This is a genomic window from Staphylococcus sp. FSL W8-1270 (genome assembly GCF_038007165.1).
GTDB classification, from domain to species: Bacteria; Bacillota; Bacilli; order Staphylococcales; family Staphylococcaceae; genus Staphylococcus; species Staphylococcus hominis.
Genome location: NZ_JBBOWQ010000003.1, coordinates 1 through 12,254 on the forward strand (window position 1 = coordinate 1; position 12,254 = coordinate 12,254).

11 protein-coding genes and 3 pseudogenes are annotated in these 12,254 nt (G+C 28.8%); 11 read left to right on the forward strand and 3 right to left on the reverse strand.

Features of this window, described 5'->3' with window-relative positions; translation table 11 throughout:
- From NSU06_RS11450 to NSU06_RS11465, 4 genes are all read left to right on the forward strand, one after another.
- A partial coding sequence (locus tag NSU06_RS11450; RefSeq protein WP_340780105.1) for a DegT/DnrJ/EryC1/StrS family aminotransferase occupies nucleotides 1-706 on the forward strand: 706 nt, incomplete at its 5' end.
- A complete protein-coding gene (locus NSU06_RS11455; RefSeq protein WP_001081004.1) occupies nucleotides 706-1,452 on the forward strand; it encodes a class I SAM-dependent methyltransferase in 747 nt (248 codons plus the stop codon). The genes NSU06_RS11450 and NSU06_RS11455, both read left to right, overlap by 1 nt.
- A gap of 26 nt (nucleotides 1,453-1,478) precedes the next feature.
- A complete protein-coding gene (mupA, locus tag NSU06_RS11460) occupies nucleotides 1,479-4,553 on the forward strand; it encodes a mupirocin-resistant isoleucine--tRNA ligase MupA (protein WP_000163435.1) in 3,075 nt (1,024 codons plus the stop codon).
- A gap of 69 nt (nucleotides 4,554-4,622) precedes the next feature.
- The gene (locus NSU06_RS11465; protein ID WP_340780108.1) at nucleotides 4,623-5,012 is read left to right on the forward strand and encodes a fructosamine kinase family protein; all 390 of its coding nucleotides are present in this window, start codon (nucleotides 4,623-4,625) and stop codon (nucleotides 5,010-5,012) included.
- A gap of 123 nt (nucleotides 5,013-5,135) precedes the next feature.
- Here the strand turns inward: NSU06_RS11465 and NSU06_RS11590 are convergent.
- A pseudogene (locus NSU06_RS11590) lies at nucleotides 5,136-5,318 on the reverse strand (hypothetical protein); the annotation flags it as partial.
- 123 nt (nucleotides 5,319-5,441) lie between these two features.
- Between NSU06_RS11590 and NSU06_RS11475 the strand changes: the two are divergent.
- Nucleotides 5,442-5,801 (forward strand): hypothetical protein, encoded by a 360-nt coding sequence (locus tag NSU06_RS11475; RefSeq protein WP_044466988.1) that lies wholly within the window; start codon nucleotides 5,442-5,444, stop codon nucleotides 5,799-5,801.
- Between the two features lie 422 nt (nucleotides 5,802-6,223).
- Nucleotides 6,224-7,081: pseudogene (locus tag NSU06_RS11480) on the forward strand (replication initiation factor domain-containing protein); the annotation flags it as partial.
- Nucleotides 7,082-7,102: 21 nt separating this feature from the next.
- On the opposite strand, the gene NSU06_RS11485 reads toward NSU06_RS11480, so the two are convergent.
- On the reverse strand, nucleotides 7,103-7,489 hold the full coding sequence (locus NSU06_RS11485) for a plasmid mobilization protein (protein WP_340780114.1): 387 nt from the start codon (nucleotides 7,487-7,489) through the stop codon (nucleotides 7,103-7,105).
- A gap of 387 nt (nucleotides 7,490-7,876) precedes the next feature.
- Here NSU06_RS11485 and NSU06_RS11490 point away from each other — a divergent pair, with 387 nt between their 5' ends.
- The 5 genes from NSU06_RS11490 to NSU06_RS11510 all read left to right on the forward strand — a co-directional run bounded on the left by NSU06_RS11490 (nucleotide 7,877) and on the right by NSU06_RS11510 (nucleotide 11,319).
- Nucleotides 7,877-8,260: a plasmid mobilization protein gene (locus NSU06_RS11490; RefSeq protein ID WP_145418716.1), complete on the forward strand. Its 384-nt coding sequence runs from the start codon at nucleotides 7,877-7,879 to the stop codon at nucleotides 8,258-8,260.
- The gene (locus NSU06_RS11495; RefSeq protein ID WP_141750904.1) at nucleotides 8,242-8,433 is read left to right on the forward strand and encodes a hypothetical protein; all 192 of its coding nucleotides are present in this window, start codon (nucleotides 8,242-8,244) and stop codon (nucleotides 8,431-8,433) included. Before NSU06_RS11490 ends, NSU06_RS11495 begins: the two co-directional genes overlap by 19 nt.
- Nucleotides 8,420-9,361 carry a relaxase/mobilization nuclease domain-containing protein gene (locus NSU06_RS11500; protein WP_340780124.1) on the forward strand — a complete coding sequence of 314 codons (942 nt, stop codon included), beginning with the start codon at nucleotides 8,420-8,422 and terminating at the stop codon, nucleotides 9,359-9,361. The genes NSU06_RS11495 and NSU06_RS11500 overlap by 14 nt, the downstream gene beginning before the upstream one ends.
- Nucleotides 9,258-9,794, forward strand: a complete 537-nt coding sequence (locus tag NSU06_RS11505; protein ID WP_340780127.1) for a DUF334 domain-containing protein — start codon at nucleotides 9,258-9,260, stop codon at nucleotides 9,792-9,794. Before NSU06_RS11500 ends, NSU06_RS11505 begins: the two co-directional genes overlap by 104 nt.
- 664 nt (nucleotides 9,795-10,458) lie before the next feature.
- Nucleotides 10,459-11,319, forward strand: coding sequence for a replication initiation protein (locus tag NSU06_RS11510; protein ID WP_145418720.1), 861 nt, complete (start codon nucleotides 10,459-10,461; stop codon nucleotides 11,317-11,319).
- 472 nt (nucleotides 11,320-11,791) lie between these two features.
- On the opposite strand, the pseudogene NSU06_RS11515 reads toward NSU06_RS11510, so the two are convergent.
- Nucleotides 11,792-12,106: pseudogene (locus NSU06_RS11515) on the reverse strand (hypothetical protein); the annotation flags it as partial.
- Nucleotides 12,107-12,254 lie beyond the last annotated feature (148 nt).

Below are 12,254 nucleotides of genomic sequence, written 5' to 3' on the forward strand. Positions count from 1 at the left end.
AGCAAAAGAATACAATCTATATTTAATTGAAGATGCTGCACATGCTATTACTAGTAGTTACAACAATAAATCTTTAGGTACTTATGGAGATCTAGCTTGTTTTAGTTTTTATCCTAATAAAAATATAACAACAGGTGAAGGCGGAGTAATTGCTACTAACAATAAGGATTTTCATGAAAAAATCCGTTCTTTAAGAACACATGGTATGACTACAGAGACATGGAATCGATATAATTCCAGTATTTCTACATATGATGTAAATAACTTAGGTTACAACTATAGAATGGATGATCTACGTGCTTCTTTAGGTATTTCTCAATTTAAAAATATGAAAAGAAACAAAATACACAGAAAGAATTTAGTAAACAAATATAGAGAATTATTGTTGGGTTATAAAGAAATAACTATTCCATTTCTAACAAATAATACTGATAGTTCTAATTATATTTTTGTTATATTTGTAAAAAATCCTATTTTGAAAGAAAAAATGATTACTGATCTTAGAAATGAGAAGATACAGACTAGTTTCCATTATACTCCCTTACATAAATTTAGTTATTATAAATCAAAAAACTTATTACCAATTGTAGAGGAGGTTTCTAAAGGTTTAGTTACATTACCCTTACATAATCGTTTATCTATCAATGATGTAAAAAGGGTCTGCACTATTATTAGTAAAAGTATACAGGAATGGAGAGAGCAATAATGAATCGGCTAAATACAAATTACTTTGATAACTTTTATATTGATTGGCAGAACAATGAAATATCAGAAAATTATGTTGAATTTTGTCAAAAGCAAATTAATAACTTAAGTCACATTGTTCCTTCATTAAAAAAAGAGAAAAGAAAAATCATCGATACTTGTTGTGGCTGTGGTTTTCATTCTAAATTTTTGATAGATAAAGGTCATCATGTTATTAGCTTTGACAAATCTGAGGAAATGTTGAACTTTGCATATAAAAAAAATGGCATTTTAGGTAAAAGACAATCTTTAGATGAAGAATTCCCAGAAAATCACGTCGACTTAATTCTTAATTTAAATACTTCTATCGGATATAAAAAAAATGATTTAAAAAATTTGTTAAGAAATAGTTATACCTCCTTAAAAAAAGGTGGTATTTTAATTATAGATTTGATGAACCCCGCCTTTTTCTATAAAAATTTTGAAGAACAAATGATTTTCAACTTCAAAGATTACGAAGTTAATCAAACTATTAAAATAAATAAAATTTATAATAGTATAGTTTCAACATGGGATGTTTATAAAAATAACGAATATAGCAAAGACCTTTCAAGAGAATTAAAATTTAAATTATATACTACTAATGATATAATTTGCAGTAGTTTGTATTATAACTTTACTTTATCCAATATATCTTTCTATGGAGACATGAAAGGAAATGAATTTCATGAAAATTCACCAAGACTAATAGTAAAAATAACGAAATAAGTGATACTCTAGGAGGCTGAAAAGTTTTGACAAAGAAATATTTAAACACCCAGAATGAAATATCAGCATTTTGGAATACTCAAAAGATATTTAAAAAATCAATTGACAATAGAAAAGGACAGGAAAGTTTTGTTTTTTATGACGGCCCCCCAACTGCAAATGGCCTTCCTCATGCTGGCCATGTTCTTGGAAGAGTAATCAAGGATTTAGTTGCAAGATTAAAAACTATGCAAGGTTTTTATGTAGAAAGAAAAGCAGGATGGGATACCCATGGCTTACCAGTTGAATTAGAGGTTGAAAAAAAAATTGGAATTAAAGGAAAACAAGACATTGAAAAGTATGGAATAGAAAATTTTATAAATGAATGTAAAAAAAGTGTATTTAATTATGAAAAAGAATGGCGGGATTTTTCTAAAGATTTAGGATACTGGGTTGACATGGACTCCCCCTATATAACTCTTGAGAATAATTATATTGAAAGTGTATGGAATATATTATCTACATTCCATAAAAAAGGACTATTATATAAGGGACATAAGGTGACTCCTTATTGTACACATGATCAAACCGCTTTAAGTTCTCATGAAGTAGCGCAAGGCTATAAAAACGTTAAAGATTTATCAGCTGTTGTTAAATTTCAACTTACAAATAGTAAAGATACTTATTTCTTAAGTTGGACTACCACTCCCTGGACTTTGCCTGCAAATGTAGCATTAGCTATAAATAAAGATCTTAATTATTCAAAAATTCGGGTAGAAAATGAGTATTATATCTTAGCTACAGATCTAATTAATTCTATAATAACTGAAAAATACGAAATTATTGATACCTTTTCAGGAAGTAATTTAATTAATTTAAAATACATTCCTCCTTTTGAAAGCGACGGTTTAGTTAATGCATATTACGTTGTTGATGGAGAATTTGTTACTAACTCAGAAGGAACTGGTATTGTTCATATAGCACCAGCTCATGGGGAAGATGACTACCAATTGGTTTTAGAGCGTGATTTGGATTTCTTAAATGTTATAACAAGAGAAGGAGTATATAATGATAGGTTCCCTGAATTAGTTGGTAATAAAGCTAAAAATAGTGATATAGAAATCATAAAATTATTATCCAAAAAACAACTTTTATATAAAAAACAAAAATATGAGCATAATTATCCTCATTGTTGGAGATGTGGTAATCCTTTGATATATTATGCGATGGAAGGTTGGTTTATTAAAACAACTAATTTTAAGAATGAAATTATTAACAATAATAATAATATAGAGTGGTTTCCTTCTCATATTAAGGAAGGGAGAATGGGAAATTTCTTAGAAAATATGGTTGATTGGAACATTGGTAGAAATAGATATTGGGGAACACCATTAAATGTATGGATTTGCAATGATTGTAATCACGAATACGCACCAAGTAGTATTAAGGATTTACAAAATAATTCCATCAATAAAATTGATGAAGATATTGAGTTGCATAGACCTTATGTTGATAATATCACTCTTAGTTGCCCTAAGTGTAATGGGAAAATGTCTCGAGTAGAAGAAGTAATCGATGTTTGGTTTGATAGCGGCTCTATGCCGTTTGCTCAGCATCATTATCCTTTTGATAACCAGAAAATTTTTAATCAACACTTTCCAGCTGATTTTATTGCAGAAGGAGTTGATCAAACGAGAGGCTGGTTTTACAGTTTACTAGTAATTTCTACTATTCTAAAAGGAAAATCTTCTTATAAACGTGCTTTATCTTTAGGACATATTCTAGACAGTAATGGTAAAAAAATGTCTAAAAGTAAAGGAAACGTTATTAATCCAACTGAATTAATTAATAAGTACGGAGCCGATTCTTTAAGATGGGCCTTAATTTCGGATAGTGCTCCATGGAATAACAAAAGATTCTCAGAAAATATAGTAGCTCAGACCAAATCGAAATTTATAGATACGCTTGATAATATTTATAAATTTTATAATATGTATAATAAAATAGATCACTATAATCCTAATAATGAAATTACAAAAAGTAGAAATACATTAGATAATTGGGCTCTTTCTCGCTTAAACACCTTAATAAAAGAAAGTAATATTTATGTAAATAATTACGATTTCACTTCCGCAGCCAGATTAATTAACGAATATACCAATACAATAAGTAATTGGTATATTCGGAGATCGAGAGGACGATTTTGGGAACAAGGAATTTCTAACGATAAAAAAGATGCGTACAATACGCTTTATGAAATTTTAACAACTTTATCAAGACTAGTGGCTCCATTTGTTCCATTTATATCTGAAAAAATCCATTATAATTTGACTGGAAAAAGTGTGCATTTACAAGATTATCCACAATATAAAGAAAGTTTTATTAATCAAGCATTGGAAGATGAAATGCATACCGTTATAAAAATTGTAGAATTATCTAGACAGGCTCGCAAAAATGCAGATTTAAAAATTAAGCAACCTTTATCGAAAATGGTGATTAAACCTAATAGTCAATTAAACTTAAGTTTTTTACCTAATTACTATTCAATAATAAAAGACGAATTAAATATAAAAAACATTGAATTAACTGATAATATTAATGACTATATTACCTATGAGCTTAAATTGAATTTTTCTTCTGTGGGACCAAAACTAGGGAACAAAACGAAAAATATTCAAACATTGATAGACTCCCTATCAGAGTATGATAAAAAAAGTTTAATTGAGTCTAATAACTTCAAAAGTTTATCTTCTGATGCTGAGTTAACTAAGGATGATTTTATAATTAAAACCTTACCTAAGGATAGTTATCAACTCAGTGAAGATAATGACTGCGTTATATTATTAGATAAAAATTTATCTCCTGAATTAATTCGCGAAGGACATGCTAGAGAGCTCATTAGATTAATTCAACAATTAAGAAAAAAGAAAAATTTACCAATAAATCAACGTATTGATATTTATATCGGTGTAACTGGGGAATTATTAGAATCAATAAAAACCAATAAAAATATGTTTAAAGAAAATTTGCTGATTAAAAATATACACTTAAATGTTATAGATGAATATGAAAATACTATTCATTTTAATAATAAAGAAATAAAAATTTCCTTATTATATTAAACAAACATGGCCACTCTATTTTAGTAGAGTGGCCATGAGTTATCAAAGCCAAGCAAAAGGTGATAAACTATGTATAATTTTGATTATTCTAAATTACCAATTAAAAATATTCAAAAAATATTTCCTATTGCAGGGGGATATGTGAATCTATCTTTTTCAGTTGATGCTTCCAACAAAAAATATTTTTTAAAGCTACAACCTAATACTAAATCAAATTTTTTTGATTATGAGTTATCCAGTTTAAAAGAATTAACTGATAAAAATATTCCTGTTCCTCAAATTATTAATAAAGGAGAATTAGACAATAATTCTTTTTTACTGTTAGAGTTCATTGAAAATGGCCATGCTTATCCTGAAAGCTATAGAAAACTAGGTAAAATAGTTGCAAACATGCATAAAAATATAAATTCACTAAATCTATTTGGCTTTAGTCATAATTTGGTTCTGTTGCAAAGTTAAAAATCATGTAATATTTATACTGAAAAACGAAAAATAATTAATACTAACAAAACTCTTTACTGTTAAAACAATATTTGCTTTTATAGTTTTGTATAGATGTGCATATAATTTTAACTTTGCAACAGAACCATCTTCTTTTTCAATGTTTTTAAATTGCTGCATTGTTTGAGAATCGACTTGATCCGCATTATAAGTACCAACTAATTTAACATTTTGTGGAGTGTTATCATGATTCTCTTCAGCATGAGCCTGATTTGATTCTAAACTAGCCATACCAACTCCTAAGATTAAAATACCTGCTAACATTAATTTAATGATACTTCTCAATTTTTACATCTCCTTGAAACTTAATTATTTTATGTAGAAAAACTTCGTATTTTTAAGTTATCATAAATTATAAAAAAATCTTTGATGATGAGGTGTTTTTTTATGAAAAAATCATTTTATATCATTGGCATAATCATGATTATAATTATTTGTTATATTTTTATGAATTTTTTATTCTTTGATAAATGGGCTTGTTATTCTAGCGAAAAACAAATCAATAGTTATATAAACAATCACAATACAAAAAAATTACATGATATAGCAAACAATAATAAAACTTATCAAGTTTTAAAAGACTCTAAAAAAATATCAATTAAATTACAATCAGATAATCAAGGAAGTGGTGATATCGGATATTACCAAGTGGATCTGAATGATAAACCTGCAAAACTTTATATAAAAATCAAACATGCTTTTATCCCAGATGTACCTGAAATTAGAAGAATAAAATTAGAAGAATAAACAACAAAAGGGAACTCATTTTTGAGTTCCCTTTTGTTGCCATAGCATTCCTTATGGGTAGTAATGTTGTATATAATTAACACTCTATAATTTAAAACTACATAAATTATTTTATCATACCATTTATTCAACTTTTCAACAGATTTTTTTATGTAATTATTGATAAAAGAATAAATAAAAGGAAAGATTAAATGAAAGATTGGAAAAAATATCAAATTATTTTGTTTATAGCAAGTGTTATATTCTTTATTGGATATATATTAGATTTAAGTCATGTTGTTTACTTTAATAAATTTTTCGGAAGAATTTGTTTATTATTATTTACTCTTTCAACATCAATATACCTTTTCGAACGTGAAAAAATAGCTTCCATTCTATTCATAATTAGTACGTTTTTAATATTAATTACATTAATTATTTAAAAAAGAGGATGCTCTAATAGCCGGTTAAACCGACATACTATGTACACCCCCTTTCCAAAATTAAGTTTTGACGCTATGACAATTGTTGGAAATCTCAGTCGTGACAATGCTCAAAAACTATCAGAATTTATGAGTGTTGAACCACAAATTCGACTTTGGGATATATTACAAACTAAATTTAAAGCTAAAGCTCTACAAGAAAAAGTTTATATTGAATATGACAAAGTAAAAGCAGATACATGGGATAGACGTAATATGCGTGTTGAATTTAATCCGAATAAACTTACACACGAAGAGATGCTTTGGTTAAAACAAAACATTATCGACTACATGGAAGATGACGGTTTTACAAGACTAGACTTAGCTTTTGATTTTGAAGATGATTTGAGCGATTACTACGCAATGACTGATAAATCAGTTAAGAAAACTATCTTTTATGGTCGTAATGGTAAGCCTGAAACAAAATATTTCGGTGTAAGAGATAGTGATAGATTTATTAGAATTTATAATAAAAAACAAGAGCGTAAAGACAATGCAGATGTTGAAGTGATGTCTGAACATTTGTGGCGTGTAGAAATTGAATTGAAACGAAATATGGTTGATTATTGGAATGATTGCTTTAATGATTTGCATATATTACAACCAGATTGGAAAACTATTGAGCGTACTTCTGACAGAGCAATGGTTTTTATGTTGTTGAATGATGAAGAAGAATGGGGAAAACTAGAAAGACGTACTAAGAATAAATATAAAAAAATAATCAAAGAAATATCTCCAATTGACTTAACTGAACTGATGAAATCGACTTTAAGAGAAAATGAAAAACAATTACAAAAGCAAATAGAATTCTGGCAATAAGAAAAAGACAGAGTAACCTAATTAAAAGGTTTCTCTGTCTTTTTTGAAATTCATAATAGCTTTTCTTAATTCTGTATCATGCTTAAAACTATCAAAGTCAATAAAGGCATTTTCATTTACATGTTCAAGAAAAAGATCAAATAGATTAGCTTTTTCTTTGAATGTATCCCTCTCGCTTTTTAAAGCGTTATTACTGTTTTTGAGTTGCTCTATAATTTCATGCAAATCATTCGTATCATCTTCACTTTTAATAACTGTTGGCTTAATGCGATTACCTAAAGCAACAAGTTTTGTATAGCTGGTTGGGTTAAGATGACGAATTTCTGCTAATTTTTGAATTTTATTGTACTCATCTTGTGTTAAGTTAACGTTTATAGTTTTTGCTTTTTTATTAAATGAACTAGGCATAAAATAACCACCTTTATGTATTAGTAATTACTCAATAAATTTTAACATATAATAATGAGTAATTACTAATTGAACTTGTACTTGATTTTTATGAGTAATTACTCAATTTAAATATATTTATATTGATTAGTAATTACTCAATTATAATGCTCACTTTTTTGAGCATTTGGTATTTAGCAATTACTCAATAGTAATTGCTATTTTTTTCGATAGAAAAAAATCATAAGGGGCTTGGGGATATTCCCCAACAAGCCGGTATTTTTAGCACGAAGTGGCTATAAAATACGACGCTTGCCAAACCACTTTATTACTTGATGAAATTTAGATTATGATTTAAGCTAAATTTATATTAAGTAATAATTTTCGAAGAAAGTGTGGTGGGATTTAATGAGCGAACAAAACGATTTTGTGAATGGCGACGATACTGTTGGGAAAAACCGTAAACCCAACCGTAAGGAGCCAAAGCAAATTAGTTTTCGTGTGAGCGAATCCGAATATTTAAAGTTACAACAATCTGCAGAAACTTTAAATATGAGTGTGCCTGCTTTCGTAAAGAAAAAGGCACAAGGCAGTCGATTGGTCGCACCAAAATTTGATAAAGAAACGCGACAATCGATTGCTAAAGATTTGAGTAAATTAGGTGCTAATGTAAATCAAATCGCAAAGTACTGTAACCAACATCAACATGAAACACCGAATTATGAAAAATTGGAACGTAATATCTATGAACTACGAACAAAGGTGGATCAAATATGGCAAAGCCTAAATTAACTTTAGTATTTATAGTGATTTTGTGTTTATTAGAACTTGGACTTGCGTATCATCTAATATTTTTCGAACAAAAATACTTTGGTGGCTTTTGTGCACTTGGTTTAGTTGTAATGAACATAATTTTATTGAATTCTTATTTAAAACAAGGAAGTGATAAGAATGGCAACGACTAAATTAGGCAATACGAAGTCGGCAAGTAGAGCGATCAATTATGCAGAAAAGCGAGCAGAAGAAAAAAGTGGCTTAAATTGTGATGTTGATTATGCAAAATCGGCATTTAAACAAACAAGAGCCTTATATGGCAAAGAAGATGGCATTCAAGCACATACAATTATTCAATCGTTTAAGCCAGGGGAAGTGACACCTACACAGTGTAATCAACTGGGTTTGGAATTAGCAGAAAGAGTAGCACCAAATCATCAAGTAGCTATTTATACGCATACAGATAAAGACCATATGCATAATCATATTGTTATAAACTCAGTTGACTTAGAAACAGGTAAAAAATATCAAAGTAATAAAAAGCAACGAGAATTAATAAAACGACAAAATGATGAAGTTTGTAGAAAAAGTGGTTTAAGTGTGACAAATCGAGATACTGCAAAATTAAGATATACACAAGCCGAAAAATCGTTGATAGAAAAAGGTAAATATTCTTGGAAAGACGATTTAAGAGAACAGATTGAATATGCTAAAGAGCATACAAACGATTTAGAGAGCTTTTCAGAGCATTTAGAAGAAAAAGGTATCTCATTTAAGGTAAGGGGCAAAAATGTCTCCTATAAGCCTGAAAACGTCAATAAATGGGTACGTGGCAAAACGCTTGGTGAAGATTACGATAAGGGGGCACTAGAATATGAGTTTGAGAAACGGAAAGAACAATCAGTCCACGACTTCGCAGACAAACACAGAGTCAACTGGAACGCAATCGAACGAGAAACAGAGCGACTTAAACAGGAAAGAATTAAACGAACTAAAAAAACAGAACAAATTGCTAGTGAAATTCATTACAGAACTCCAACACAAACAGACCGAACACGAAACGCAGAAAGCAAAACTAATAACAGAACTAAGGGAAGAGACGAAGGACTTTCAAGATAAAAACGAAACAATACAGAAAAATTTTGTTAAAAGTCTTAGTGGTCGATTACATGATGTAGATACGACTGAAATCAATAGACGAGTAAATTCGCAATTAGAAAAGATAAGATCAGATAACAAAGCCATGTGGGAAGAAATGAAGAAAATACAAGAGAATTATAAAAAGCGAATTAGGTTTTTATATTTTACGTTAGGAACAATCATGCTAGTGTTTATGTTTTTTGCATTAATTATGACAATGGGAACAGATATATTATCCTTTTTCAACGTAGAGACACTTCAGAAAGCCATAGCGAGCAAAATAAAGTCATCTGAAGGGTTTATATCATTTTTATGGTATTTGGCTTATTATGCCCCTTATATTGTCTTTATCGGACTATTTATATTTATCTATGAGTGGTTACGAAGAAAGTTAGACGAAAAATATTTTTAAGTAAAAAACTCTTAATAAGTTTATTCAACTTACTAAGAGCATTAGTAGGGTTATTAATAGAATTGCCAAACATTTTTGAGTAATTCTGAGAGGGAGCTGCAACTCCTTCTAATTACTAATTATAGCAAAAGAGAGCAATTATGCCGAGAAAACTTATTGTTTGGAATGAGCGATATGTTAGCTAACAGAGTTAGCGAGTTGGTTGGTGGTTTGTTGGGATTAATCCCAACGAAGTACCAACTCAACAACATATCAAGCTCTGTTGGTTCCAAACAATAAGGAAATTGGAATAATACAATAAGATTTTGAACTTGAATTTGTTCGGGGTAATTTTATCCCGAACTTTTTAATATATTTTTATAAATCTTTTTTAAAACCTTTTTAGGCACCACTTGAAACTTAGAGCCACAAGGGGTTTGAGATGGTAAAGGCATACTTTTGATTGGGTAAAGGCATACTTTTGATTGGGTAAAGGCATACTTTTGATTGGGTAAAGGCATACTTTTGATTAAAATAGGAAGTATAAAAATATTTGAATGCCTTTAGTTTTTTTGTTACTATGATATCAGTACTTAAAAAAGGAAATAAAAAAAGGTTAAAGGGATGACCGACCAAAGAACATTCCTTTAACCTAAAAATATAGTTGATATGGAGTGATTATAACATGACTGGAGAGACTGTTGTGTATAAAAATGATTTAAATTTAGTACCTTTAAGAGATTTTAATAGTGTTGAAATCAACCTGTTTTTTTCTATGTGTAATAGATTAAAAGAAAAAAGCACTAATGAATTAGTAATACCTTTTGAAGAACTTAAAGAATTATCAAACTATGAACAAACAGAAAAAAAACGATTTATTAATGACTTAAAACACGTTTACGATAAAGTTTTAAGATTAACTTATACTGAATATAGTGGGCTTTCATTTAAGAAATTTGTTTTATTTACTGCTTATGAAGTAAATGCAGAAGATGAAACTTTAACAATAAGTGTTAACCCAAAACTAAAAAATATTCTTAATGAATTAACTAATAATTTTACTAAATTTGAACTAAATGAATTAACTAATATTAAATCGTCTTATGCTAAAAATATGTATAGATTACTTAAACAATACAAACATACTGGATATTTTAAAATTCAAATTGACGACTTTAGAGAACGTTTAGATATTCCTAAATCATACAGAATGACTAATATCACAGACTATGTTTTAAAACCGATAATTAAAGAACTTACACCAATTTTTAAAAATCTTAATATAAATAAAGTAAAAGCTAGAAAAGGACGCAAAATTGAATACTTAGAATTTATTTTTGACGCTGAGAAACGTATTCACAGCAAGCGACAACCTCAAATGAAAGATGTAGGTAAACAAAAACAATTCATAAGCCGAGAGAAAACACCACAATGGTTAAAAGAACGTTCATACCATCAAGAAATACAAAACGAAGAATATGATCACCAATTTGAAGAAAAAAGAAAGGCATTTTCTAAACAGTTGGAAGTTGATTGGGAAGAATAGAAAAGTTTACAAATTAGAACGTGAAAGCTATACTGAAACTAACAAACAGACAGATACATCATTAGATGTGAAAACCCCAGCATGCCGACCAAAGCATATGCTGGGGTTTCTTTTTTATCGTTTATGTTCTTGATTTAATAAATAAAGAACACGTCCAACAATAATTGGACATACGATATACTTCATAACAAACAGAACGACAATCATTAGATGTGGCACCTCCTTTCTGCACAGGAAGTGCTTTTTTAGTATAGCAAAACCCCAGAATTTAAAGCGATACTTTGAATAAAAATGCAAAATACTAACTTATGAAAATAAATGAAAACGTGTCATATCAACGATGTATAAAACCTGCATAAACGATAATCATAAGGAAAAGGCTTAAACGTTGATTTAACAACGTTTAAGCCTTTGTTTATAGTTAACATAATTAACCCTTATGGGTAGTTGAATTGTATATGTTATTCATTTACTAGTTTCTATACCACGCTGTCTTTGGCCAATTTTTATGTTTAGGTTTCCCTTTCCATGAAGAACAATCCTTAACCCCTTTTTTCTTAACATTTAATCCATCACATTTTGTCATTTTTCCTATTGAAGAACATTTATAAGCTTTTGCATGATACCAACAATCACTCTTATAAAAATCTACATAAGCTTTAGGATGTTTCTTAGACCAATATCTATGATCTGATTTAGTCCCATTAAATCTATTACAATGGACATGTGTCCCTTTTTTCACTTTTTGACCATCTTTTTGCCCCTTATATGATGCACTATAAAAAGAGGTTCTGTTGCAAAGTTAAAAATCATGTAATATTTATACTGAAAAACGAAAAATAATTAATACTAACAAAACTCTTTACTGTTAAAACAATATTTGCTTTTATAGTTTTGTATAGATGTGCATATAATTTTAACTTTGCAACAGAACC